The organism is Aeribacillus sp. FSL K6-1305, assembly GCF_038050115.1.
Classification (GTDB): Bacteria; Bacillota; Bacilli; order Bacillales; family Aeribacillaceae; genus Aeribacillus; species Aeribacillus composti.
Genome location: NZ_JBBOQV010000002.1, coordinates 701,497 through 727,801, shown reverse-complemented (window position 1 = coordinate 727,801; position 26,305 = coordinate 701,497). Strand labels below are relative to the sequence as shown.

The 26,305-nt window shown below is 39.3% G+C and carries 26 protein-coding genes and 2 tRNA genes; 1 reads left to right on the top strand and 27 read right to left on the bottom strand.

The genetic code is table 11. The annotated features are described in order from the left end of the window. Positions 1–22: 22 nt before the first annotated feature. The 11 genes from spoIIE to tnpB all read right to left on the bottom strand — a co-directional run bounded on the left by spoIIE (position 23) and on the right by tnpB (position 9,769). Positions 23–2,506, bottom strand: coding sequence for a stage II sporulation protein E (spoIIE, locus tag NST97_RS13265; RefSeq protein WP_339198226.1), 2,484 nt, complete (start codon positions 2,504–2,506; stop codon positions 23–25). 350 nt (positions 2,507–2,856) lie between these two features. Beyond that, positions 2,857–2,928: transfer RNA gene (locus tag NST97_RS13260), tRNA-Glu, on the bottom strand. Between the two features lie 10 nt (positions 2,929–2,938). Then, a tRNA-Met gene (locus NST97_RS13255) sits at positions 2,939–3,015 on the bottom strand. 170 nt (positions 3,016–3,185) lie between these two features. Continuing rightward, on the bottom strand, positions 3,186–3,563 hold the full coding sequence (locus NST97_RS13250) for a S1 domain-containing RNA-binding protein (RefSeq protein WP_063387569.1): 378 nt from the start codon (positions 3,561–3,563) through the stop codon (positions 3,186–3,188). A gap of 82 nt (positions 3,564–3,645) precedes the next feature. Then, positions 3,646–4,023: an FtsB family cell division protein gene (locus NST97_RS13245; RefSeq protein WP_063387570.1), complete on the bottom strand. Its 378-nt coding sequence runs from the start codon at positions 4,021–4,023 to the stop codon at positions 3,646–3,648. Between the two features lie 20 nt (positions 4,024–4,043). Next, a complete protein-coding gene (yabQ, locus tag NST97_RS13240) occupies positions 4,044–4,664 on the bottom strand; it encodes a spore cortex biosynthesis protein YabQ (RefSeq protein ID WP_117017229.1) in 621 nt (206 codons plus the stop codon). Then, positions 4,661–4,966 (bottom strand): sporulation protein YabP, encoded by a 306-nt coding sequence (yabP, locus tag NST97_RS13235; RefSeq protein ID WP_063387572.1) that lies wholly within the window; start codon positions 4,964–4,966, stop codon positions 4,661–4,663. Before yabP ends, yabQ begins: the two co-directional genes overlap by 4 nt. Positions 4,967–5,077: 111 nt before the next feature. After that, entirely contained in the window at positions 5,078–5,341 is a 264-nt protein-coding gene (locus NST97_RS13230; RefSeq protein WP_063387573.1) for an RNA-binding S4 domain-containing protein, read from the bottom strand. Next, on the bottom strand, positions 5,338–6,816 hold the full coding sequence (mazG, locus tag NST97_RS13225) for a nucleoside triphosphate pyrophosphohydrolase (RefSeq protein WP_339198222.1): 1,479 nt from the start codon (positions 6,814–6,816) through the stop codon (positions 5,338–5,340). The genes NST97_RS13230 and mazG overlap by 4 nt, the downstream gene beginning before the upstream one ends. Further along, the gene (locus NST97_RS13220; RefSeq protein WP_339198219.1) at positions 6,809–8,428 is read right to left on the bottom strand and encodes a putative polysaccharide biosynthesis protein; all 1,620 of its coding nucleotides are present in this window, start codon (positions 8,426–8,428) and stop codon (positions 6,809–6,811) included. The genes mazG and NST97_RS13220 overlap by 8 nt, the downstream gene beginning before the upstream one ends. 219 nt (positions 8,429–8,647) lie before the next feature. Next, positions 8,648–9,769 carry an IS200/IS605 family element RNA-guided endonuclease TnpB gene (gene tnpB / locus NST97_RS13215; RefSeq protein WP_327864142.1) on the bottom strand — a complete coding sequence of 374 codons (1,122 nt, stop codon included), beginning with the start codon at positions 9,767–9,769 and terminating at the stop codon, positions 8,648–8,650. A gap of 88 nt (positions 9,770–9,857) precedes the next feature. Here tnpB and NST97_RS13210 point away from each other — a divergent pair, with 88 nt between their 5' ends. Beyond that, positions 9,858–9,995 (top strand): hypothetical protein, encoded by a 138-nt coding sequence (locus tag NST97_RS13210; protein ID WP_198318550.1) that lies wholly within the window; start codon positions 9,858–9,860, stop codon positions 9,993–9,995. Between the two features lie 1,258 nt (positions 9,996–11,253). Here NST97_RS13210 and spoVT read toward each other — a convergent pair. The 16 genes from spoVT to rnmV all read right to left on the bottom strand — a co-directional run bounded on the left by spoVT (position 11,254) and on the right by rnmV (position 26,292). Continuing rightward, positions 11,254–11,790: a stage V sporulation protein T gene (spoVT, locus tag NST97_RS13205; RefSeq protein WP_063387575.1), complete on the bottom strand. Its 537-nt coding sequence runs from the start codon at positions 11,788–11,790 to the stop codon at positions 11,254–11,256. A 190-nt stretch (positions 11,791–11,980) separates the two neighbouring features. After that, positions 11,981–15,508, bottom strand: coding sequence for a transcription-repair coupling factor (gene mfd, locus NST97_RS13200; protein WP_063387576.1), 3,528 nt, complete (start codon positions 15,506–15,508; stop codon positions 11,981–11,983). Positions 15,509–15,574: 66 nt separating this feature from the next. Then, the gene (locus NST97_RS13195) at positions 15,575–15,802 is read right to left on the bottom strand and encodes an anti-sigma-F factor Fin family protein (protein ID WP_063387577.1); all 228 of its coding nucleotides are present in this window, start codon (positions 15,800–15,802) and stop codon (positions 15,575–15,577) included. A 76-nt stretch (positions 15,803–15,878) separates the two neighbouring features. Continuing rightward, positions 15,879–16,436 (bottom strand): aminoacyl-tRNA hydrolase, encoded by a 558-nt coding sequence (gene pth, locus NST97_RS13190; protein WP_063387578.1) that lies wholly within the window; start codon positions 16,434–16,436, stop codon positions 15,879–15,881. A gap of 80 nt (positions 16,437–16,516) precedes the next feature. Beyond that, positions 16,517–17,131: a 50S ribosomal protein L25/general stress protein Ctc gene (locus tag NST97_RS13185; RefSeq protein WP_340880739.1), complete on the bottom strand. Its 615-nt coding sequence runs from the start codon at positions 17,129–17,131 to the stop codon at positions 16,517–16,519. Between the two features lie 190 nt (positions 17,132–17,321). Continuing rightward, entirely contained in the window at positions 17,322–18,278 is a 957-nt protein-coding gene (locus tag NST97_RS13180; RefSeq protein WP_063387580.1) for a ribose-phosphate diphosphokinase, read from the bottom strand. Between the two features lie 19 nt (positions 18,279–18,297). After that, on the bottom strand, positions 18,298–19,677 hold the full coding sequence (gene glmU / locus NST97_RS13175; RefSeq protein ID WP_066247215.1) for a bifunctional UDP-N-acetylglucosamine diphosphorylase/glucosamine-1-phosphate N-acetyltransferase GlmU: 1,380 nt from the start codon (positions 19,675–19,677) through the stop codon (positions 18,298–18,300). Between the two features lie 661 nt (positions 19,678–20,338). After that, a complete protein-coding gene (gene spoVG / locus NST97_RS13170) occupies positions 20,339–20,632 on the bottom strand; it encodes a septation regulator SpoVG (RefSeq protein ID WP_063387582.1) in 294 nt (97 codons plus the stop codon). A 160-nt stretch (positions 20,633–20,792) separates the two neighbouring features. After that, positions 20,793–21,167: a 2-iminobutanoate/2-iminopropanoate deaminase gene (ridA, locus tag NST97_RS13165; RefSeq protein ID WP_063387583.1), complete on the bottom strand. Its 375-nt coding sequence runs from the start codon at positions 21,165–21,167 to the stop codon at positions 20,793–20,795. Between the two features lie 35 nt (positions 21,168–21,202). Further along, positions 21,203–22,024 carry a pur operon repressor gene (gene purR / locus NST97_RS13160; RefSeq protein ID WP_063387584.1) on the bottom strand — a complete coding sequence of 274 codons (822 nt, stop codon included), beginning with the start codon at positions 22,022–22,024 and terminating at the stop codon, positions 21,203–21,205. A gap of 56 nt (positions 22,025–22,080) precedes the next feature. Beyond that, positions 22,081–22,950 carry a 4-(cytidine 5'-diphospho)-2-C-methyl-D-erythritol kinase gene (ispE, locus tag NST97_RS13155; RefSeq protein WP_063387585.1) on the bottom strand — a complete coding sequence of 290 codons (870 nt, stop codon included), beginning with the start codon at positions 22,948–22,950 and terminating at the stop codon, positions 22,081–22,083. A gap of 149 nt (positions 22,951–23,099) precedes the next feature. Further along, entirely contained in the window at positions 23,100–23,288 is a 189-nt protein-coding gene (locus NST97_RS13150) for a small, acid-soluble spore protein, alpha/beta type (RefSeq protein ID WP_063387586.1), read from the bottom strand. A gap of 136 nt (positions 23,289–23,424) precedes the next feature. Then, on the bottom strand, positions 23,425–23,691 hold the full coding sequence (gene veg / locus NST97_RS13145; protein WP_063387587.1) for a biofilm formation stimulator Veg: 267 nt from the start codon (positions 23,689–23,691) through the stop codon (positions 23,425–23,427). A 188-nt stretch (positions 23,692–23,879) separates the two neighbouring features. Beyond that, complete coding sequence (gene yabG, locus NST97_RS13140; protein WP_063387588.1) at positions 23,880–24,776, bottom strand: sporulation peptidase YabG; 897 nt, start codon at positions 24,774–24,776, stop codon at positions 23,880–23,882. Between the two features lie 75 nt (positions 24,777–24,851). Next, positions 24,852–25,730 (bottom strand): 16S rRNA (adenine(1518)-N(6)/adenine(1519)-N(6))-dimethyltransferase RsmA, encoded by an 879-nt coding sequence (rsmA, locus tag NST97_RS13135; RefSeq protein WP_341343336.1) that lies wholly within the window; start codon positions 25,728–25,730, stop codon positions 24,852–24,854. After that, complete coding sequence (gene rnmV, locus NST97_RS13130; protein WP_186439261.1) at positions 25,684–26,292, bottom strand: ribonuclease M5; 609 nt, start codon at positions 26,290–26,292, stop codon at positions 25,684–25,686. Before rnmV ends, rsmA begins: the two co-directional genes overlap by 47 nt. Positions 26,293–26,305 lie beyond the last annotated feature (13 nt).

Below are 26,305 nucleotides of genomic sequence, written 5' to 3'. Positions count from 1 at the left end.
TTATACTAAGCATGGCAGAAAATCAGCTTATCTTTTTCGATTTATAAAAATTTGAAACAGGGATCGCCGCCCATTTCGGTGTATTATGATTAATTCGAGCCACCACAACCGTCATATCGTCATCGATTGCCCCCGATCTGGAGCGGATCACCTCCTCCATAATTAAATCGGCTATTTCTTGTGGATCATCAGTCTCTATTTCTTTTATTTTTCTTTTCATCCATAAATCATAATTTTCTACATGCCTTGGTCCCTCAAATATTCCGTCACTCATCATAATTAATAAATCTCCTGCTTTTAGCTGTTCGTCTACAATGTCCACCTCAAAATCATCGATAATGCCGATCGGCAAATTACTAGACTCGATTTTGATAATTTTATTTCCTCGTTTAATAAAACTCGGAGTAGATCCGATTTTCATAAATTTGCAATTGGCGCTTTGTAAATCAATGATAGACAAATCTAATGTTGCATAAATTTCATCTGTCGTTCTCAGCGACAATATAGAGTTGATGGTTTTGATAGCAATTTTTTCATCAATGCCTGATTGAAGAATTTTTTCCAACAATTTAATCGTTTCATTGCTTTCAAAATGAGCCCTTTCCCCGTTCCCCATTCCATCGCTAATGGCTATGGCAAATTTTCCGACGCCCAATTCAATCATGGAATGGCTGTCGCCTGAAACAAGACCTCCTCCTTTTGCAGCATGAGCAACACCCGTTTCCACTTTGTATGCTTTTGCAGAACCGAACACAACGTGGCAAAATCCATTTGGATAACCTGCACATTCTTCATTTTTCACGATGATCATTTCGTTTAATATATCGGAAAGCATCGGAGCAATAATTTTTTCACATTCTCCATGGCCGCCGCAATACGGAATGCTCATTTCTATATCGACGTTCCCTTTTTCAAGGCTGTATATATCAATATGGCCAATTTCTAAACCGAAGTTTTGAAGAGCATAGAAAATTTGCTCTTCCTGCAGAAAATGATGTTCCCGTTCCTTTTTCATTTCCCGAGAAAAGTCGGACATTACTTGAGCAACTCCTAGCAGCTGTTCAGCTACCAATCTTCTGCTTTCTTGCACTTGCTTTTTTAATTTCCGATTCGCTTCTAAAAAGTGCATTTCCTGCTCAATCGTCCCGACCACTAGATTAGCCTTCGAACAATGCCTGTGAAGCTTTTTCTGCAATCTGCGATTATTTGCATACGTCTTTTCTTTCGTTTCATTCATCACTTGCTTCATTAATTGATATGTCTGGTCAAAATTGTTGACCCAGCATTTCTCCTTCTTAAAACAAGTTTGGCATGTCTGTCCGGTGATCTTGCTTAAAAATAAATCCGTTTCTCTTTCTATATCCTCTCCATCCTCCGGGTAAAAAGTCGAAAAGCTCTCAGATAATGCCCGAAAAACGTTAGAAAATTGATCAACCCGCCGAGCAGTTATATCACGTATATTTCGAACATACTTCTGCTGCTCCAAAACATGCTCGTTTGTTCCAGGAATATGCTTTGCCAGCTGTTCTGTAAAGCTTTTCGGGGTCAGTAAAAACAGCAAAACCGCGGCGCCCGATTCCCATAAGGTTGTCCAAACATCAGCCGATCCTTCTCCATATAGCGTGATTAAAAGTGAGCCAATGATCAGGCCAACTGACGCTCCTGCTTTTTGTCCTTCCTTTAGCAGACCTCCCAATAAACCTGAAAATGCAAGTAGGCTCATATGATACAAATTGGAAACATTCGCCAGGCTAAGCACCAAACCTGTTACAGCACCAACTGTACATCCGATGCCTGCACCTCCGGTAAAAGCGAGCAATAGGATAATATATCGTGAAAGAACGTGTTCTGCCTGTATATTTTGGTAACTGATTCCAACTAAGCCCGTCATGACGGACGCAAGCAAAATCATCAAGCAGATAATCTCTTCGACTCGTAAAGTTTGTTTATATTTCCGCACTGAAAGAAGCGGGATGCTCTGCAAAAAAATCAACGTCAGGATGATCGACAGACCTGCCTCAACCCCTGTCATTAAAAGATCGTACGTGCTGATAAATCCTGCAGTTAACTTTGAATATAAAAGGCGGCTGGCAGCAAGTCCCGAAAAAATCGTAAAAGGCAATATTTTTATTTCATCTGTTTTAATGAAAAAACTAGTCATTTTATGAAGCAAAAGAAATATACATATAGAAGAAAGCACTAACAAACATAATTCCAATGAGATGGTGAATGCCCCTGCAATTAGTGATAGTGCAGCAAGCAATGCCTTGTCCCTTTTTAAAAGCCATACAGCTCCAAAAAAAGGAAGGGCGAACGGAATAATTTCAGATAAAATAAAAGCTCTCCCCAGCAAAAACCCGACCAATACATAAACAAACCCTTTGTGAAACAGAAAAGAATGCAAATGCAGCCCCGCTCTTTTCCAAGATCTCCATAGAAGTGATTGTGTTCTTTCCAATTGGACATTGGCAAAAGGTATCAGAAATCTTCTCTCAACTTTTTCCATTATAGCGACACTCCTCCTACTACCGTAATTGATAGTCATTATACAAGCTTTTCATAAAGGAATTTGTCAAAAGGAGGAAATTGTTTATAAGAATATTTCGACGATTTCTGTTATAGACGACAAATCTTTTAAAAGGAACAGAGCAGCCCATTGAGACATTGAGTCGCGTCATTTCAAAGAGATGATTGTAACAGCGTGTTGGTCCGTTTTAAAAGCGAAAGCCGAAAAACATGAGTCGGAACTTGTTGAAATCGGTGAAAAATTAAATTTATCTATCCTATATAAATACAAAATTTTAAACTTTTCCATAAAAAAAAGACTCTTTCTTTTAAAGAAAGAGCCTCTTCTCATGACCCGTACGGGATTCGAACCCGTGTTACCGCCGTGAAAGGGCGGTGTCTTAACCACTTGACCAACGGGCCAATATTCAATTGGTAGCGGCGGAGGGAATCGAACCCCCGACCTCACGGGTATGAACCGTACGCTCTAGCCAGCTGAGCTACGCCGCCAAATCAACTGCATCTTTATGTTCATGTAAAATACGCACATGTTCTATAATACATATGAACATGAGAGCCGTCAACAATAAAATAAAAAAATAATTTTCGGACAATTTAAATACACCACCTGAATCTTCAGGTGGCGGTCTGCGATCATCTATAACATTAACAGCAGCAAGTTACCCCCTTCTTGCTCCTCTCCCTCCTCGTCTTGATTCAGTGTGACGCCGAAGTGAAGCAAGACGGTCCTCGCTCTCTTTTAAAAAGCGGCTCATTTTTTGCTCAAAACTTTCTTTGGAACGATGATCATGTTTTTTTGGACGATCTTTTGCCTTTTTGATGGACAATCCGATTTTTCCGTCTTCTTCTACATTAATAACCTTGACTTCAACCTCATCGCCGACTTTTAAATGATCATGAATGTCTTTCACGTAATTGTCAGCAACTTCACTAATATGAACAAGTCCTGTTGAGCCTCCTGGCAGCTCCACAAATGCTCCAAAATTCGTAATGCCAGTTACTTTACCTTGTAACTTGCTGCCAACTTCAATTGACATAAAAAAAATGCTCCTCCTTAAATCATAAAAAAATTAAAAATAATTTATTTAATTATACAAAAATAAAAAAACGGGGTCAATATTACTGTTCATTCCCCGGAATATTAAAAATGACTTCTCCTTCATCAGATAAAAAATAATCTTTTCTTGCAAGCTTTGTGATATATTCTTCATCCTTCAGCTTGATGATTTCCGCCTTCAAATCTTTTTCCTCTTCTTTTAAATTCTCCAGTTTTGTTTCAAGCTGTTTTTTTTCTTCAAGCTTCTTATTGATAGCAATTGATTGAGAAACGAGCGTTGACGCCATAATCGCAATACAAGTAACAGCCATTATACCAAATGCAGCTAACCGTCGAATTAGCCCTCGTTTTCTTCTTTGTCTCATCTCAGCTTTAACTTCTTGTCCAGGTTCATTTGTTTGCTGCAGCATAGCTACATTCAACTCTCGTTTCTCTCTCATTCCTGCAATCCCTCCTAAATTTAGCGGAACCGACGATACAGCTTACGTAACATATTCTTTATATTTATGAATATTCCTTCTATGATTTGTTTCGAATGCAGCATCTTTTGCTTTATTGGTTGAGGAGCTTTTCCCCAAAGTATGTTCAATCCCCATAGTAATGGCGCTAATAATATTTTACATAACTTGAATAAGAGTTGTGAAGACCATTTGATAACCTTCCATAAAAATAGTAAAAGAGACATAGAACATGCTATCGCCATATGAACTATCCATTTAATAGGATTGATAAGAAGCAGTAAAACGATTTTTACAAAAAATTGGTATATAGAAACAGCGATTTTTATCATAATCCGCAAACATGCCATGTATCCGTTCCGTAGGAGGCTTTGATAGGCGGCAAAACCGCATAAAAGTGCTAAAAATACATAAAATCTTAATTCCCCTTGATTTACATACAATAGAACATAAAAAGTTAAAAGTCCTTGAACCGCCCAAAATACTAAATCGTTTAAAAAAACAACCCACCTTTTTCGATCCCATCTTTTTAAAAAAAAATTGTAAGTATCAAGTGCGGCGCCTAGAAAACTGCCCATGCCGATCATCGCAATCATGGTGTAAAATTGAGTGGTAAGGGTCATTTAAACAACTTGCTAAAAATGCCTTTAGCCTTCTCCGAGCTGAAATCATCTAAATAAGAAACTTCATAAATTTTTCCTTTTATGGATACGACGCCTTTATCGACATCCAAGTTTTTCATTTGTAAATGTTCTCCCCGAACCGCGAGCGGACCCATTACCGTCTCAAGCAAAAATTCCTCATTATCAAAGCTTTCCACCTGCTTCACGCCAGAAATATCTAACAGCTTCCGGTCCTTCATGACTACATTATGCTCCTGCACGGTTTCTTTATGTGAATGGTTACCGCCATAATACTGGCTCATTATCATCCCCCCGCACTCTAATTAATGGATGCTTTCCTTTTACATTTTTATGTAAGATGTGCAGGGTTTAGAACAAGCCTTGTTGTTTCCTTGTACAATACAGGGAGCGTTTTATAAATCTGTCCTTTGTTCTTCCTTCAAAATGGTATAAAGATTTTTTGCCTCTTCCTTCTTTACTGTTTCATTTATAGATTCGATTTTTATTGTCACTACCTTATGTCCAAATTGAATGGACAGCTCGTCGCCAACCTTCACATTGGAGCTCGCTTTTGCTGGATGCCCGTTGATTGTCACTCTTCCTTGATCTGCCACTTCCTTGGCAAGCGTGCGTCTTTTCACCAGCCTCGATACTTTTAAAAATTTATCTAATCTCATGTCCGATCCCTCTCTTTCATTTTAGCCTCTTCCCAATATTGATCCATTTCTGCCAAAGACATACTTTTTAAATTTTTCCCAGCATCACGGGCCTTTTGTTCTATAAACCGAAATCTCCGCGAAAACTTTTCGTTTGTCATGACTAATGCTTCTTCAGGCTCAATTTCGTAAAATCTTCCAACATTAATAAGAGCAAACAGAATATCGCCGAACTCTTCTTTTGCTTTTTCCGTTCCGCCATCTCCATTATCGATTTCCTTTTTAAACTCCTGCAGTTCTTCTGACACCTTCTCCCAAGCATCCAGTACATCCGGCCAATCGAAACCGATTTTCGCCGCCTTTCTTTGATATTGATAAGCTTTTGACAGAGCTGGGAGCGCCTTTGAAACAGAATCTAAAAGTGATTCGCTCTCATTCCTGTTTTCAGATTTTTTTGCTTCCTCCCAGTTCTTTACAGCTTCTTCTGCATTTTGTGCCTCGACATTGCCAAAAACATGGGGATGGCGGCGGATCATTTTATCTGTTAACATGCGAATCACATCATCAATGGTAAAAAATCCTTCGTCATCTCCAATTTGGGCATGAAGCACCACCTGAAGCAAAACGTCTCCGAGCTCTTCAATCATATGATCAATATCATTTTCATCAATAGCTTCAATCAGCTCGTAGCATTCTTCAATTAAGTACCGCTTTAATGATTGATGGGTTTGCTTTCGATCCCACGGACAGCCGTTTGGCCCGCGAAGTGTTCGAATGACGTTTCGCAACGCTGAAAAGCGATGATACAGCAATTGTTCATCCTTGACCGGCGGGATGTATAACGATGTTAAATTGCTCAGTTCTACACATCTATCCATTTCATATAATCGAACTTTTTTAATGTCCTCGTATTTGCTCCCTGCAGCCGTTACGAGGTAAACTTCATAATCGAACGGCAAGTCTTCCATTAACGTCAATTTCACATCCGATGCAATCATCTTGTCATAAACTTGGCAAATAATCAAATGCTGCCGAAAGGAAAGCTCTTCCCGCTTCATATCCTGCGCATCAATGAATTGCAAGCCTTCGACAGGATCGATGCGCAGAGCTTGAAACATTGCATCCAAAAACGATTGTCCGCCCTGTATCGACACATTTACTTTTCCTTGCTCCATTTCCTTCAGCAAAAGCTGAACGGTTTTTTCTGCAACAAGCGGATGTCCAGGTACCGCATATACGATATGCTGATATTTTTCTGCTTCCTCCAATAGTTTTTTTGCAATTTCCGCATAAACATCTTCAAATTGATCAAACATTTCATAAACGGAATCGAAAGACTGAAACGAGCCAATTTCGTCTTTAATTTCACTTAAAACAGGATGATCCTCTGTTCTTACAAATAGCGGCAGACTGGAGGTCAAAATTTTAAAAACCCCTAGCGGCAGCTGATCGACATCCCCCGCGCCCAGGCCAACAATCGTAATTTGCTTATCCATTTTCCTTCCTCTCTTTCCATGCACTGATCAAACAAACCAGTTTATTTTTAAAAGGCAAGCTCTCTATTTCCTTCCCTGTAAAAATGGCTGATTGGATGATGAAAAACATATACACAGCCGCTCCGAAAACGACAGCTGTCAATGATTGAATGGAAGCGCTCATACGCGTTTCGTCTGATATAAAAAAATCAAATAGAAAAAAGTAAAGCTTGATCGATAAAAACATGACAACAGCAGAGCCAATCATTTTCCATACAGCCTTGAAAGAAGCTAACTTATATTTTTTCCGATTTAAAACCGCTAGATTCAACAAGCACACGACTCCATATCCGCAAACAGTCGCCAATGCCGCCCCGTATGTATGGAAAAACGGAATGAAGCATTCATTGAGTAAGATTTTCACGGCTACTCCGGCTAAAACAGATAAAGCCGGCCAGACGGTTTCATTGACTCCTTGCAAAATGCCGGCAGACGTTATCGCAACCGAGCTAAATAAAATCGAAATGCTGAACACCGATAATACGCCCGCCCCTTTTGTATCGGCAAACAGCATGAAATCAACTTGCTCGATGATGGAAATTAAACCTACCGTAGCCCCGATGGCGACAATCAAACAAATTTTAAAAGATAAGGCGACATGCTGCTGAATATATTGAAATGCTTTATGCCGAAACGATGAAATAAGCGGAACAAGAGACAATGCGAGAGATGTAGCTGCAACCGTTCCTACCTGCAATAGCGGTTGTCCCCGATCATATATGCCTTTTGCTATTTTCGCTGCTTTAGGATCTGCACCGCTGCTGACCATCAGTTTATACAGCTGAAATGAATCTGCCAATTGCATAAAAATCATCAGCATGCTCGTCAAACAAAAGGTCACAGTATAAATCAGCAATTTGGTTAAGATCTTTTTCACAGATACAGCCGCTTCTTTCGATGATCGGGAAAGCGGTAACGGCACTCTTTTTTTCCAATATACAAGCAAAAGCATAAACGCCCCGATATATCCAATGAGGGAGCTAAAAATGGCGCCGGCAGCTGTTTCATAAAGATCGAATCCATTATAAACGAAAAAGCAAGTGATCGATAAAAAAGCACCGACCCGTATAGCTTGTTCAACGATTTGCGACAAAGATACCGGCAGCATTTCATGGCAGCTTTGAAAAACGCCTCTTAGCATTGAAATAAATGGAAAAAACAGAAACGAACATGCAGCCGCTTTTAATAAAAGCGCCAGTTTCGGATCACCCATCCAACGGGCAAGCTTGTCAGCTCCTAAAAACAAGCTCGTGAACGAAAACAGACTGATCAAAGCAAAAAAAGAAAAACAGACGACCAATATTTTCCGGAAATTTTTAAAATTGCTGCCATCGCTATACTCATTCAGCAGCTTTGACAGAATAACCGGAAATCCCGTTGTCGATAAAACCATGACAATTGCTAAAAACGGATATATTTGCTGATAAATATAAAAACCGATATCCCCTACAATATTTTGATAAGGAACTCGGTAGATAGCACTTAATCCTTTCGTAATGATTCCAGCAGCCGTCAATAAAACCGCACCTTGCAAAAATTTGTTCGTTCTTGCTTGTGGCACATTTTGAATCACACGTTTACTCCTTCCAAAATTCATGTTTCATCTTTTTCCAGCATATTATAACATAATCTCGTCCACATTCGGCTGAAAGAGAATCTTTAGAAAAAGAGTGCTCGGCTAAACTTCACGGCTTTTAAGTCCAAATTCCGGCATAAGTTCCGTAATTGAACTACCACTAGGCTAAAGCCGTAGTGGATTCTTAGGTAGAAGGTTCTAATGAACCTTAATTTACTAAGCTATCCCCGTAGTCCCTACGGTTAGAAGCCTTATGGCTTCATTTTTGATATTGATACTTGCGTTAATATCTCGGTCATGATGGGTATGACAATTAGGACACTCCCATTCACGCAACGCAAGATTTTTAACGTCTTTGTTTTGGTAGCCACAACACGAACAAAGCTGACTAGATGGAAAATTTTTCGCCACCGTTACAACTTGCTTTCCGTACCATTTCGCTTTGTACTCTAACATCGTTCTAAATTGTGACCATGATACTTCACTAATCGCTTTGGCTAATTTATGGTTTTTCAACATATTAGATACCTGCAAATCTTCAATACCAATTGCATCGTGGTTTTTGATGATTTCGGTAGAGATTTTATGCAAGTAATCATTTCTAGTGTTTGTGATTTTTTCATGAATACGAGCCACTTTAATACGCTGCTTATTCCAATTTGAACCACCTTTCTTACGTCTTGAAAGAATACGTTGTGCTTTCGCTAGCTTATCTTCTAATTTACGAAACCATTTGGGATTGGTATATGTTATTCCGTCTGAAAGAATAGCAAAGTCCTTTAAACCAACATCTATGCCAACTGCCGAGTCAGTTTTAGGCAACTCTTGTACTTCTGTTTCAGTAAGGATTGAAACAAAATATTTACCAGTTGGATTACGTCTAACAGTCGCACTAAGAATACGACCTTCTACTTCTCGACTTTTGGCAAACTTAACAAGACCAAGTTTAGGTAGCTTAATTTTGTTATCTATAATGGCAATGTTTCCGTTTGTATATTTAGTCGTGTAAGATTGAACCTTATTCTTTTTGGACTTGAAGCGAGGTGCATCGTTTTGCTTCTTAAAGAAGCGAGAATAAGCATCAGCAAGGTTTTTGAGTGAAGATTGAATTGCAATACTGTCGACTTCTTTTAACCACACTAATTCCTTTTTTATTTGTGTTAATTGAGAAGAACAAGCGTTATAAGTCAATCCTTTACCTGTTTCTTTGTAAGCATCATTCCATTTTGCTAAAAAATGATTAAATACAAATCGACAGCAACCAAATGTTTTATTAATTAATATTTCTTGTTCTTTGTTTGGATAGATTCTAAATTTATATGCCTTATTTACCATCATTGATTTTCACCTCCTTTTAATATATACTATAAGTATATATGTAGTATTAGTATATGTCAATAGTATATACTTAAAAGGAGTGAAACCAATGGAACGTATAGCAAAGTTGATTAAATTTCCTGTCGATTTAGTAGTGCGGATTGAAGAATACAGGGAAAAACGCAATATCCCAACCTTTGCAGGTGCTGTTTATGAGCTAATACGCAAAGGCTTGGATAAGGAATGAAATATGTTTCCGAAATTAGGGCTTACATCCCCTAGCCTAAAGGCATAGGGGTTTTACGCCCATCATATAAAAAAATCCTAACACATACCCCATTTAACCTTCGTGGTATCGCAATACTAGAGACACCTTACCTGAAAGGTTTATTTTCTGCTCCTTGCCACGCTCAATAAAATTTAACAGCGATGAAATGCCTGCTATCCTGTTGACTATTGTGAAGGGAATTGACTGTCCGCCCTTCGAAGTGATGAGCTTTCTTGGCAAATTCACCGGCAGGATTTTAGAAAAATTCCCCAAAATAAGAAGGTGAATTAGAGGAACAAAAGGTTTTAGTCTGTTCCTAAAGAGGAAAAGCAGAACTTCAACAAACCGTGTCGAAATATCATATAGATGAACTTTGAAAATCATGGAAATAAAACCATCCAACACAATCATGTTTTACGTTGTAGCTTTCCATCCGAAAGATGTTTTAAACAGGTAGCGCCGTCGTTCGTTAAATACGTGAAGAGTGGAAATAATCGAGTAGGAGGGAGCGATTAACTCCCGTCCTCTCACACCACCGTACGTACGGTTCCGTATACGGCGGTTCAATTAAGATAATTGACGCAAGTCTTTATAACTTCCGTGAATAGCTGTTCTCTTTATGCCAGTGGTCACTCCACCCTCCAAGAGATCTCCCACGGGATTCACCGCTTCCTCCCTCAAGTGAGGTACTACGTTTTCTGTGTTCATCATGACTCACTGAATGCCAAGGGCTATTCTCTCTTAATTGTTCGGTCCTTCTTAGTTGTTCTAGACCAACTAATACTATGACCTCTGCTGACTTCTGACGGTTCAGCTATCTATCACTAGATAGGTTACCAAGGTTACTTGGCGTGCCAGCCAGACCTCCCCGGGTAAGAGTGTAATCTTTCCTTCCATCCATCTGCTTCATTTACTCTGTATCACCTTCGGCAGAAAGGGCTTTGTTTTGTCTTGCAAACTCACCCAGTGATACCTAGCCTCATATGAAGTTCGTGTTCCGAGAGACCCAAAGTTTGCCGCTCGCTTCCTTCAGATTCCGCGTCACCACGGACACCCTTGCGTTAAGCTAACTGCTACTTCTGCCTTCGCAGCTCGGGACTTTCACCCTATAGATTACACCCATGCCGGGCGCACAAGAAGAGACCACAGAAACTGTTGTGAATTCTGTGGTCTCTTTTATTAACGTGGTGTTGGAGACAGTCTGCTTGTGGAAGAAGTAAAAAAGTAATTATTCCCTTTATTGTTCCATTTGTCTTGCCAAAAAACTAGCGGCTGTCTCAACTGCCTTACTTTCTACTTCTGTTAAAGGCTGCTCTTTCGAAAATATGACAACAGCCCCGATAGGATCACCGTTTGCAATGATCGGTCCAATGCAATAAGATTTTACTTGTTCTGTTACACCATCAGCGATTTCAATTTCTTCTTCTTCTGAAATGAAAACCGATTGCCGTTCATCCATCACCCGTTCCAGCAGCTCGCTTATATTTTTATTCAAATACTCTTTTTTCGAAACTCCGGAAACAGCAATAATAGCATCACGATCACATATGAGAACGGGGCTGTTTAAGCTATCGAATAACGCTTCAGCATATTCTTTCGCAAAATCACTCAATTCACTGATTGGGGAGTATTTTTTCAGTATTACTTCACCATCTCGGTCAACGAAAATTTCTAATGGGTCGCCTTCACGGATACGCAATGTTCTTCGAATTTCTTTAGGAATGACTACACGGCCTAAATCATCAATCCGTCGAACGATACCAGTTGCTTTCATCTTATGCTGCCTCACTTTCATCTAAAGATTAGTAAAGTAGTGATTGCCCTTTTTCCATTTTTGGAACAATCACCATCGTTGAAATTAGTATCCTTCACTAACCACGTAATATACATGATGAAAGCGAATTTTTTCCAAACACCGCTTAAAAACCCATTGCCAGCATTTCCATTTTAACCCTGTTTCAATATTAGCCGGCAGAAACTTCTTCTTTCTTTGCGTCTTTTAAGCCTGCCAACAGCTTCATTAAAATAGACAGCCATTTTTCAGTTTCTAAATTATGAATTTGCAATGTTAATTTCAGCCTTTTCCCTTCCATGCCAAACCCGACTATGCGACCGAATTCATCCGTTAGCTCGAACAATTTTTGTCCGTCAAAGGAGCTGCTTGCTTCCTCTGAAATAAGAATCGTGATAAGATCTTTCGTTTGTTTAATGACTTCGACTTTTTCTTGCCGTGCATATAACTTTAGCTTCGCTACTTTAAACAAAAAGTCTACTTCCTTTGGATACTCGCCAAATCTGTCCAATAATTCTTCATGCAGTTCCTGTAAATCATCAAACGTTTCGATGCCTCTAAACCTTTTGTACATGTCAATCTTTTGTTTTCCATCATCAATGTAAGACTGCGGAATGTAGGCATCTAATTCAAGCTCAATTTCAACTTCCCTTTTTGTCTCTTTTGGCCGTTCACCTTTCCGTTGTTCGATCGCTTCCTTCAGCATTTGGGAATATAAATCAAAACCTACCGAATCAATGAAGCCATGCTGTTGAGGACCTAACAAATTACCGGCTCCCCGAATGGCCAAATCACGCATCGCAATTTTAAAACCTGAACCTAATTCAGTAAATTCTTTAATGGCCTGCAATCGTTTTTCAGCAACTTCTGATAAAACTTTGTCCTTCCGGTAGGTAAAATATGCGTAAGCGACACGATTGGAACGACCGACACGCCCGCGCAATTGATAGAGCTGAGAAAGCCCCATTTTATCGGCGTCATAAACAATCAATGTATTTACATTCGGAATGTCCACACCTGTTTCAATAATAGTTGTGCTGACAAGCACGTCATATTGACCATCCAAAAAGTTTAATATTACCGATTCAAGCTCATTTTCAGACATTTTTCCATGTGCAAAGGTTACTCTTGCATCTGGAACAAGCATAGAGATTTCATTGGCTTTCCGGTCGATATCCTCAACCCGGTTATATAAAACGTATACTTGACCTCCTCGCGCTAATTCACGTTCGATCGCTTCTTTCACAAGCATTGGGTTATATTCCGCTACATATGTTTGAACAGGAAAGCGATTTTCTGGAGGAGTTTCAATAATTGATAGATCACGCACGCCGATCATGGACATGTGGAGTGTTCTTGGAATCGGAGTTGCCGTCAAAGTTAACACATCAATGTTTGCTTTCATTTGTTTTATTTTTTCTTTATGTGTAACTCCAAATCGCTGCTCCTCATCAATAATCAACAAGCCTAAATCTTTAAATTGAACATCTTTGGAAAGCAAACGATGTGTTCCAATGACTAAATCGATCGTTCCATTTTTCAAGCCTTTAATCGTTTCATTCTGCTCTTTTCTCGTCCGGAAGCGGCTTAATACACCAATGTTAATTGGGTAATCTTGAAAACGATCCCTGATCGTTTCGTAATGCTGCTGCGCTAAAATGGTTGTCGGAACAAGAAAGGCAACTTGTTTTTGATCCATAATCGCTTTGAAGGCAGCCCGAATCGCCACCTCGGTTTTCCCATATCCGACATCTCCGCAAAGAAGTCGATCCATCGGCCGCTCCCGTTCCATATCCTTTTTCACCTCTTGAATGGAACGAAGCTGATCTTCTGTTTCTTTATAAGGGAATGTTGCTTCAAACTCCCTTTGCATTTCCGAATCAGGGCTGAACGCATAGCCTTTGCTTGCTTCCCGCTCAGCATACAGTTTAATTAAATCGTCAGCAATATCTTGAACAGACGATTCCACTTTTTTCTTGACTCTTTTCCATTCGTTTCCGCCTAATTTGTAAATTTTCGGCTCTTTTCCTTCTGTGCCCACATATTTTTGAACTTGATCAATTTGTTCAACTGGAACATACAGTTTGTCATTTCCTTGGTAACGAATGTGCAGGTAGTCTTTGTGTATACCGTTAATTTCTAAAGTTTCAATTCCAAGATATTTTCCAATCCCATGATTAACATGTACGACATAATCTCCCACTTCAAGCTCAGAATAGCTTTTAATTCTTTCTGCATTTGAAAGTTTCTGCCTTTGCTGTCTTCGTTTAACCCTCTTTTTGAAAAGTTCTTCTTCCGTTATGACCGCAAGTCGTCCTAAAGGAAGTTCAAAGCCTGTCTGTAAATCTCCTTTTAAAATGTGCAGCCCCTTTGACAGAATGTGGTTTGAATCAGAAATGACCGCTTCAATCTCATAGTCTCCAAGCACCCGTTCAAGTCTTTTGGCCCGTTCATCATTTGCACCGAGAAAAACTACGGTGTAATTTGCCTTGATCCAGCGATCAACTTCTGATTTCAACAAGTGCATTTGTCCATGGAAATTTTGCATCTGCTTGCAAGACACGTTCATCAAATTTTGCGGGTTTGTATAGGGGACGTGCCGCAAAAACAGTGATAAATAAACAATTGGATAAGATGTGTCACGTATAAGCTGGTAGTATTTATGGGACACTTTCGCATCATGGACAATTTTCCCTTGTTCCAGTAAAGAAGTAAACCATTCTCCTTCTTCATTCTCAAGATGATCAACCATTTCATGCACACGGCTTACTTCATCAATGACAATAACTGTATCCGCAGGGAAATAATCTAGCAAACTAGCAGGTTTGTCATAAAAGAATGAAAAATATTTAAAGAACTCCTGATCCTTCTGCCTATTTTGCAATTTTTCCAGATCATAGCGGATATTTTCTATAAATAAATTTTTGTGCTCATCTTTTTTCAATTTCTTTAAGCTGTTTGATAAAGCCGTTTCTAACTGCTTCATTCCTTTTTCATAATGGCTGTCCGTTAAAATGATTTCCTCTGCCGGTCCGATTGTCACTTCTTGAATCATTTCAATCGATCTTTGGTCTTCAAGACTGAACGTTCGGATTGAATCTACTTCCGTATCAAATAGTTCGATGCGAATAGGATGTTCCTCCGTTAAAGGATAAATATCAATAATTCCACCGCGCACGCTGAATTCCCCAGGAGCAGACACCATGGAAACACGTTCATATCCCATTGAGTGAAGATGCGGAAGCTTCTCGTTTAATTCAAATGTTCCTCCAACAGAAATAGAAAGCTGATGGCTTTTCCATAACTCTTTCGGTGGGAGCATTCGTCTTAATGCAGCAACGGGGGCTACAACGATGCTTTTTTCACCTTTACATAAACGATTCAACACTTCCATCCTTTGTGCTTTTAGCTCTGGACTTGCGACTGCGATCTCAGATGCGATCAATTCATTTACAGGATACAAATAGACGGAATCGCCTAGTAAATTATTTAAATCTTCATAAATGATCTGAGCTTGATAAAGGTTATGAGTCACAACCAGCATCGGTTGTTTGATATCTTTGTAAAAAGCGGAAATAAATACAGACCTTGCTGAGCCAGAAAGTCCGGCTACCATTTGCTCTTTCAAACCTTCTTTTATACCGTCTACAACTGCTTGAAAGTCGTTTTGCGCATAAAAAAATTGATACAGGCTTTCCAATCTCCAGCCTCCTCTCGACAAATATAAAAATGCTTTGGAAATTTTGAAATCAAGTTTCCAAAGCTTTTACTGTATAAAATTTTCATATTGATGAAAATCGGGATTTCGCTCTAGCGCCTCCTGACAATCTTCACAAATACTTTTGACATGAATATCACCGTTTGGAAGATACTCGATCATTTCTTTCCGCTCTTCATTCGTTAAATGATGAAATCCTAAATCGACGCTAAAAACAGATTTTTCAATGCTACCAATTTTGACGCCGCAATGGCGGCAATAATAATGAAGCGGCATCCTCCAACCTCCTGCACTTGTGGAATGAAAGGTTTTATGATTATTATGAACGGCAGGAGCCATTTTTATACGTTTGTTAATTGTATTCGTTCATGACTTCTAAGAATGGCGTGTGTATCCATTTTTCACATGCACTAGCCGATCGATCAACGGAATGTTGAATATGGTGCATTTCTTCTTCTGTAAATTTTCCTAATACATAGTCGACGATATCCATCGCGTGTTTCGGACGGCCAATCCCAATTCGAATCCGTTTAAAATCTTCCGAACCTAAATGCTGAATGATAGATTTCATTCCGTTGTGACCACCAGCACTCCCTTTCATTCTAAGGCGAATCTTGCCTACAGGCAAATCTAAATCGTCATATATTACAACCAACTGTTCAGTTGGGACATTGTAATAATTCAGTAAAGGACGAATGCATTCACCCGATAAATTCATAAATGTAAGCGGTTTTATCAATAATATCTTTTCATTTGAAAAATGACCGATACCGTATATCCCGTTAAATTTGCTTTCATTTAAAGATATGTTTAAACGCTTTGATAATTCATCAATTACCATAAACCCAACGTTATGTCTAGTTTGTTCATATTTTTTTCCAGGATTGCCAAGCCCTGCTATTACTTTCATGAAATGTCCCCCAATTTTTTATGATAGTGAGATGACAATTAATAGCATAAAAGACGTAACCAAAATAGGTTACGCCTAATTTATTCTTCTACAGCTCCGTCTTCCTTCTCTTCACTTTTTTGCTCATCAGCCGTATCCAAGTCTTCATTTTCCGGCGGCAGGATGGTTGCCACAACCGTTTCAGGCTCATCTAAAATTTTAAACTGTCCATCTGTTTGAATATCTTGTACATGGATTGTATCATCTATTTCTAAGTTTGTTACATCGACTTCAATCGTCGAAGGAATATGAGCAGGTTTCGCTCTCACTTCCACCTCATGTGTTGTCTGCTGCAGCACACCGCCCCCTCTTACTCCTTTTGCTTCTCCAATTAAGACAATTGGTACTTCGATATCTACTTCATCATCCATATCGACAACATAAAAATCCGCATGTATAATCGTGTTTTTCATTGGGTCATGCTGCAGTTCGTACAGGAGGGCTTGATGGTTTTCGCCGTCAAGCTGAATGTTCAACATCGCATTGCGCCCTTGTTCGCGCAAAATTTTTAACAATTCCGATTCGCTCACTAAAATCGCTTTGTTCTCTTGTTTTTTTCCGTAAATTACGGCAGGAATTTGTCCTTGCTTTCTAGCTTTTCTTCTTGACGAATTGGTAAATGATTTTCTTTCTTTTGCATGTATGACTGCTGTCATGGTAATCCCCTTTCTTTCAGACTTTTTTTCTAATAACTCAATTCGAAAAAAGCCTTCTTACTACTATTGGTTTCCCATCATCACAAAGTCTAAACATGCTAATGAAAGAAATAATCAACTCACAACTCGCAAAGAAGATCCCTATAATATTATAATCTGCTAAAATCGTTTAAAAGTCAAAGACAAAATATTAGTCAAAAAGCACGCTGACCGATTGTTTTTCATGAACACGGATGATCGCTTCACTTAGCAATGGAGCGACAGAAAGCTGAATCAGCTTTTCAATTTTTTTCTCTTCCGGCAAAGCGATTGAATTCGTTACGACTAACTCTTTAATCTTCGAGTTTTGAATTCGTTCTATCGCAGGTCCAGACAACACCGGGTGTGTACAGCAGGCATAAACTTCCCTTGCTCCATGCTCTACTAGAGCATTTGCCGCAAGCGTAATCGTTCCTGCTGTATCGATGATATCATCAATTAAAATGGCTGTTTTGCCTTCGACATTCCCAACAATGTTCATAACTTCAACCATATTTGGCTTAGGACGGCGCTTATCGATTATGGCAATTGGCGCCTTCAGCCGATCTGCCATTTTTCGTGTTCTCGTCACACCGCCATGATCAGGAGAAACAATGACAATATCATCAAAGCGTTTTTCCAAGAAATAATCTGCTAAAATCGGCACTCCCATTAAGTGATCGATAGGAATGTCAAAGAAACCTTGGATTTGCGGCGCATGCAAATCAAGAGTAATCATCCTTGTCGCGCCTGCAGTTTCCAATAAATTCGCAACAAGCTTAGCAGTAATAGGTTCTCTTGCACGTGCTTTCCGATCCTGCCGCGCATAACCATAGTATGGCATAACAATATTAATGGTTTTGGCAGATGCACGTTTAAGCGCATCAATCATAATGAGCAATTCCATTAAATGCTCATTGACTGGATCACTTGTCGATTGGATCACGTATACATCGCAGCCGCGAATGCTTTCTTCAATATTAATTTGAATCTCCCCGTCACTAAATCTCGTAACCGAACTTTTTCCCAAATCGACTCCTACTATATCCGCGATCTCCCTGGCAAGGGCTGCGTTTGAGTTTAAAGAAAAGATTTTTAAATTTTCGTCTTTATAACGATTTTTTGTCATTGTAAAGGGACCCTCCAAATTACGATTTTTTACCATTCATTTTTTCGATGACGTATCTCTCTTTATTCACTTGACGAGCCCTTGCGATCGATAATGCGCTGCCAGGGACGTCATCTGTAATAGTTGATCCGGCTGCTACATATGCTCCTTCGCCAATCGTAACCGGCGCAATAAGGTTTGAATTACATCCAATAAAGGCTCCGTCTTCGATTTTCGTTAAATATTTATTTTTCCCGTCATAGTTAACTGTTATCGAACCGCAGCCAAGATTCACCCCATTCCCAACTTCTGCATCTCCAATATAGCTTAAATGGGATGCTTTCGATTCTTTTCCAATTTTAGATTTTTTGACTTCGACAAAATTCCCAATTTTTACTCCATCGTCAATAACGGAGGCTGGGCGAATGTGTGCGAACGGACCGATGTTAACCTGATTTCCGATCTGACTGTCATGAACAACAGAATGACGGATGTTCGTATTATGGCCAATTTGGCAATCTTTAATTTCGGAGTTGGGACCGATTTCACATTCCTCTCCGATGACCGTTTTCCCGATAATGACTGTACCCGGATAAATGACAGTATCTTGTCCGATCTCTGCATCTGCTGATATATATGTATTATCAGGATCGACAATTGTAACTCCGTTTTTCATATGCTTTTGATTGATTCGCCTTTTCATAATAAGCTCCGCTTGCGAAAGCGCTATGCGGTCGTTTACCCCTAACGTTTCTTCAAAAGAATCTGTTTGAAACGCTGAAATGATTTCGCCTTTTTCCTTCAAAATCTCAATTACATCCGGCAAATAATATTCGCCTTGCGCATTGTCATTATTGACATGCTTTAAAGCTTCAAATAAGGAAGCGTTATCAAAGCAATAAGTTCCCGTATTAATTTCTGTCACAAGACGTTCACTTTCTGTAGCATCTTTATGCTCAACTATTTTTTCAACCAGCCCTTCTTCATTGCGGATCACTCGTCCATATCCAGTCGGATCATCCGCTTCTGCTGTCAGAATGGTGGCTTTTGCTTTCGTTTCCAGATGATGCTTTAACAATTTTTCAAACGTCTCGCTGGTGATCAGCGGCGTATCGCCACAAACAACAATTGTCGTTCCTTCTTTCCCCTCAAGATATTGAGCCGCCTGCAAAACAGCGTGAGCAGTTCCAAGCTGCTGCTCCTGCAAAACATACAATGTCTGTTCGCCGAGCTCTGATTTTACTTTTTCCGCACCATGACCGACGACGGTAATGATTTCGTCAACTTGAAGCTTGGAAACATTGTCTATCACATGCTGTACCATAGGTTTACCGCAAACAGGATGCAGCACTTTATAGAGCTTTGATTTCATTCTTGTTCCTTGCCCGGCTGCTAAGATGACTGCAAAACATTTCTCCATTTATAGGCCTCCAATACCCTTTTTATCCATAAAAATCTTATCTTAAATAATGTTCTATTTCAAGAAATCTTGTGTGATTCCGTAAATTTCCGTTTCACTCTATTTTTCTCGAAAAAGGTACAGAAATAGGATAGGAATTTTATTAAAAATCTACGAGGAAGCCCTAAATTTTATGCTTCTTCCCTCTTCTCTAAAGGCCGGTTTTGATACTTTGACGAAAAAACAAGAAGGAAAAGAACGCCTGATTGGAGGCCTTAACACAAAAAAATTAATTTCAGCAGAACAATATTGCCTAAAGTTTTTTTGATTTATTCGATTGCTTCCTTTCGATGAACCAGATTTTCTGACAGTGGCTGAACGTAGAAGGTTATACTTGGATGCATTGTTGTTCAACGAAGTTGATTTACGATTTACAGCTCTGCATTTCTTCGTTTTTTCAAATGCCGATGTATGAACATTAATTTTTGAAACAAATACCATTTCCTATACAACCATCAGACTTGATGATCAATAGCTGCATAACAATTGAGTATGTAAGAAAAACAAAGGAGGCCATCTATTCTTTTGCAAACGTTTACTAAATCGTATTAGTGAACAGATCCTTTAAAAAAGAAAGGGTCTTAAGCTGAATGCTTTAAGCCCCTTCTTTTACATCATATTTTTATGAAGCCCCTGCTTCTTCATATTCAAAATCTTCCGTCTCACCTAAACGGTGATATTCAGCTAGAACAGCGTCTTGAATTTTACCGCGAGTATTTGAATTAATAGGATGTGCAATGTCTCGAAACTCTCCATCCGGTGTACGTTTACTAGGCATTGCTACAAAAAGGCCGTTATTTCCGTCAATTACACGTATATCGTGGACGACAAATTCATTATCCAATGTTATGGACGCAATCGCTCTCATCCGACCTTCTGTATTGACGCGGCGCAATCTTACATCTGTCACTTCCATCCTGTTCACCACCTTTTTCTTCGCAAAAACTTTAGTAACCATAATTCAACAATTCAACGGATTTTTAAATTTTCCTTCTTTTCACACAAAAAATTTTTGGGAAAAATAAAAAAATAAAAAAGGATCCGATTCGCAAAACGGATCCTGAACAATCAACCTTTTATTTAACTAAAGCAATCACTTCAATTTCAACGAGGACATCTTTCGGAAGTCTTGCAACTTCCACACATGACCGAGCAGGCTTATGCGTTTGAAAATATTCCCCATATACTTCATTAAAAGCAGCGAAATCGTTCATATCTTTTAAAAATGCGGTTACTTTGACAACAGTTTCCAACGAAGCGCCTGCTTCTTCCAATACACCCTTTAAATTCGCGAAAACTTGGTGAGTCTGTTCTTTAATATCTCCTTGTACCAAGTTTCCTTCAGGGGTTAAAGGAATTTGTCCAGAGCTATAAAACATGTTATTCACAATAATTCCTTGAGAGTATGGTCCGATTGCAGCCGGAGCCTTTTTTGTTGAAACGACTTTCATTTTGAAACACTCCCTTACGATTCATTATTTTTATGCTAGAGGAAATCGAAATAATTTCCTTTACTAACTTGTATGGATCGTTCCTTTTCATTCATATCGGAAAGTTTTAAAATGGAAATATATTCATTTACAAGCCGTTCATCCACGCTTTCTGATTCCACAAGAACCCCAATTCCTGAAACGTTTGCGCCAAATTCAGACAGCATGCTGATCATGCCGTTGATCGTTCCTCCGGCCTTCATAAAGTCGTCAACAATTAACACATTCGATCCTTCTTTTAAGCTCCTCTTTGCAAGCGTCATAGTTTGGATTCTTTTCGAAGAGCCTGAAACATAATTAATGCTTACCATCGGCCCTTCTGTCACTTTATTGTCACGGCGAACGATGACAAAGGGAACATCCAAATAGCTGGCAACTGCATAAGCAATTGGGATTCCTTTCGTAGCTACAGTCATGACGACATCAATTGTACGATTCGCAAAAACCGAAGCAAATAAACGCCCGATTTGATTCATCATTTTTGGATTTCCCAGTAAATCTGTTAAATATAAATAACCTCCAGGTAAAAGCCGGCTGGGGTCTGAGACTTTCTCGCACAGTCTTTGAATAATTCCATTTGCTTCGTCCCTCGTCACCTTCGGAATAAATTTGACACCGCCAGCTGCGCCTGGGGTTGTGATTAAAGTTCCGATCCCTTGTTGCTCAAAGGTTTGCTTTATGATCACTAAATCCTCGCTAATGGAGGATTTAGCTGATTCGTACCGTTCAGAGAAAAAAGTTAATGGGATGAGCGCATGTGGATGATGAAGCAAATAGTGTGTCATATCGACAAGTCTCCCACTGCGTCTAAATTTCATAGACGAACCTCCAAATTCCGAATGTTTTTAAAGTAAATATAACTTAATATTCGCATTTAATCAAGGGCTATCCGATCCCCAAGCATTCTGACTGCATACACTTGATCGCAAAATCCCCTCAAGCCGTTATAAACACGATGAAGCCTCGACTCGTGTTGAACAAGTCCATATACTGTCGGTCCGCTTCCGCTCATTAAAACAGCATCAGCTCCAAAACGTTTCATTTGTTCTTTAATCAAAGCAACTTCCGGATACATCTTCATTGTGACCGACTCAAGGACATTTCCAAGCTTCGCACAGATTTCTTGATAATTTTGATCCTTTATCGCTTTGACCATTCCACTAACATCAGGATGCTCAATGTCATTTATCTTCAAATGTCGGTAAATTTCAGCAGTGGACACACCGATATCAGGCTTCGCCAATACGACCCAGCAATGCGGAGGAGGATCAATCAGCTCAATTTTTTCGCCTCTTCCGGTCGCCACAGCTGTGCCTCCGTAAACACAAAAAGAAACATCTGAACCAATTTCTGCTCCAAGTTTCGCAAGATCATCAAGGGAAAGATCCAAATTCCATAGTTTATTTAATCCCCTTAACGTTGCTGCTGCATCACTGCTCCCTCCTGCAAGGCCCGCAGCAACAGGGATGCACTTTGAAATCGTGATTGCCACACCCTTTTGAATCCCGAAACGGTCCTTTAAAAGCTGTGCCGCTTGGTAAGCTAAATTCCGATCATCATCTGGCACAAATCGATTATGCGATATGATACGTATTTTATTTTCATCAAGAAGCTTCAGCTCGATTCGATCAGCTAGATCTATGGTCGTCATGACCATATTCACTTCATGGTATCCGTCAGATCTTTTATGTAAAACATCTAAAGATAAATTAATTTTTGCCGGAGCTTTTTCCAATACTCGCAAATACATTCACCTACTTTTTCGTTCTGACAAAATGTATTCACATTGTACCATAAATAGGGATATAATAGCATAATTCGACAAAATCCGTCCATTGAAAACATAAAAAAATGCCGGCCCAAACTATGAGCCGGCCACCCGAATGTCTGCTTTTAAAAAGTTTTGCCGTTTTGCTTAGCCAATTGCTCTTCTGCAATCTCGATCGCCCGTTTTACCATGTTTCCGGCATCACGAGCCCGAATGGCTCCCCATCCTTCATTTTTGACCGTTTCATAAAAGCCCAATTCCTTAGCCAATTCATACTTAAAGCTTTCTGACATAATGCCTCGGCGTCTAGCCATTCTTTGACTCCCCCTTAAATAAAAACAGACATTCCCGCGGATTTTATCCGCTTACTGTTAGTTTCAAGCGAAAAGCTTGATTTATGCTTTTAAAAAAATGCCAGAGAAAAAAATAAAAGCAGCAAACAAATTTCGTTTACTGCCCGCCCATTGCAACATTGTTGTTTTCATCTATAAAAGTAATTTGGACTGTTTCCGTTAACACATCTGCATAGCTGTATGAAACGCGTTCAAAAGCATTTTCTTCCTGGTCAAGTTCAATCACAAAAACCGATGGATACGTCTCGGCTAAAACGCCTGAACGTTCAATTGTTTTTCTACGTCCGCCATTCGCTTTTAATGTTAATCGACGCCCTAGATTAGAATCGAGAGCTTGTTTAATATCGGATAACGTTTTTGCCATTGGAACCACCTCACAAAGTTCATTATACACAGAATCGACTAATAAGTCAAATAAATTTTTTATTATAACAGCCTTTAAACATCTGTGTCAACGTTTTCTTTTCAACAAAATTCTCTAATACTTGTCATAGTTTTCCCGTTTTTGCAAAAATTATATGGATTTATTCAAAAAAAAAGCAGTCCAAACGTTTATTCGTTTTGACCTGCTTCCTCAATATATCGGTTAAATGGTAAACCTGACCGCATGACGCCCTTTGTTTCAATGCCTCCTAATCCTTTTTCCCGCGACAAGGTGTTTCGAAGTACATCCCAAACATTAATACGTTCTACAAAAGGAGTAAAGCTGATTTTAGAAACAATATACACAGGATCTAAAGCATGAATGTTCACTCTTGACGGTGAACTTGCAAAATTGGCCCCAGCTCTTATTAATGACTCAAAATGAGATTGGCATGCACCGGCAAAAATAATCAGCTGATCAAGCCCGGGAATTTTTTTCCGTGCCTTCCTGACCGTTTTAATAAAATCCTTCGAGTGTCGGTAAGCATTCAAATCCAATATTGTCCCTTTATGCTTCGAATAAGAATCATGTCCAGTAATGACTAGTATATCCGGCCGATATTTTTCTAAAAGCTCATCAATATGATCAGCCATTTCGTTTTCTTTTAAATGTATGCCGTGAACAGGAACACCAATTTTTTCGTATAAATTTAAGCATTTTTCCAAATAATTGGGGTCGCCATCTACATGTAATACTCTGCCTGGAATATGAAAACATTCATTTTGATATTCAAATTCGGACGAAGCGTAAAATTCTTGTTTTTCACGAGATAGATCATAATCTTGCTTCAGGAGATAAAGCGTATTTTCTATTTTTTCCCTTTCTTGTTTTTCACGTATTTTTTGTTCTTCTTTATTCATGATGACTAAGTCGTCATAAGGGGCATCAGCAATTAAACGGACGTCCTGTCCTGAAATAAGGGCAATCAGACGGCCAGTATGATCCTTTTTTATTTCTAAAATCCGAAAAAGCAAATCGCACTGATAAGACTTTCTGGCCACTATCATCCCCGGCTTTATTAGCATAATGTTCACTCCGAACGGGAATAGTTTTCTTTTCTTCTTTAACGTATGTCTTGCTTTTCAAAATGGTGATTTACCCTATTTAAATATTTCGTAAAGTCTGTCGCTCAATAAAGCAAATTCTTCAATGGTCAATGATTCCCCCCTGCGCTTTCCATCGATTCCTGCTGATGTCAAACATTCTTCAATTATGTTTTTATTCGCCTTCCCATTGGGTAAGTTGTTGAGTAAATTGTTCAATAACGTTTTTCTTCTTTGAGCAAAACTTGCTTTTACTACTTGAAAGAAAAATGCTTCATTTTTGACATGAATAAGCGGTTCTGGACGCAAATCGAGGCGAATGACAGACGAATCCACGTTTGGCTGCGGAATGAATACTGTCTTCGGCACCGACATAACCGTTTTCGCTTCAGTGTAATATTGGACGGCAATGGATAATGAGCCGTAATCTTTTGTTGACGGTTTGGCTGTCATTCGTTCTGCTACCTCTTTTTGAAGCATGACGACGATCGCTTTTAGTGGCAAACGGTTTTCCAAAAGCTTCATAATGATCGGCGTGGTGATATAGTATGGCAAATTGGCGACTACCATGACTTCACGGCAATTGTTCAATTTTTTTTCAATGATTTCGTGGAGGTTTGCCTTTAATACATCTTGATAAATGATTTCGATATTTGAATATGGAGCTAAATTTTCTTCAAGAATCGGAAGCAGTCTGCCATCGATTTCAAAGGCAATAACTTTCTTAGCATTTTTTGCTAATTGTTCTGTTAATGCGCCGATCCCTGGGCCTATTTCGATGACTCCTGTTTCTTCTGTTACACCTGCACGCTCAATCATTCGATGCAATATGTTCGGTTCCACAATAAAGTTTTGCCCTAAGCTTTTTTTAAAAGAAAAGCTGTATTTTTCAAGAATTTGTTTCGTTCGGCTTAACGTTGCTATTTCTTTTTCCATCTGCCTCTTCCTCCTTTAAGATCGCCTCAATTGCCTCCAAAAACGCTTCTTTCGTAATATGAAACATTGCCAAGCGTTTCATTAGCTGTTTTCCGTTAGCATAGCCGATTTTTAGCCGCTCTCCAAGCTTTTCCCTCCGCTTTTTTGCCGTTGGACCGCCAATTAAACCATAAAAAATCAAATCTAACATGGAAATGCTGCTTTTCCATTCGTTCATTTCCTCTCTCACCGAACGCAGCGCTTTCCGAATAGATTCTGCGCTGGCATGTTCAACGCCAATTCCTCTCCCGTTTTTTGCTCTGGCTTCATTACGTGGCAAAAAGGCATGTTTGCATCCAGGAACATGTTCAGCTATTGTTTTGCGAATTTTTTCTCCCGGAGCGTCAGGATCAGTAAAAATAATAACTCCCCGCGTGTTTTGGGCAAGGCGTATTTGTTCAATAATCGATTGATTAATGGCAGAGCCGTTCGTTTCAATCGTATCGGCATCCACTGCTCTTTTTATTGCCAGCGTATCATCTTTACCTTCAACGATAATAATTTCTTTTATTTTTTTTTTCATTTTTTCCTCCAAA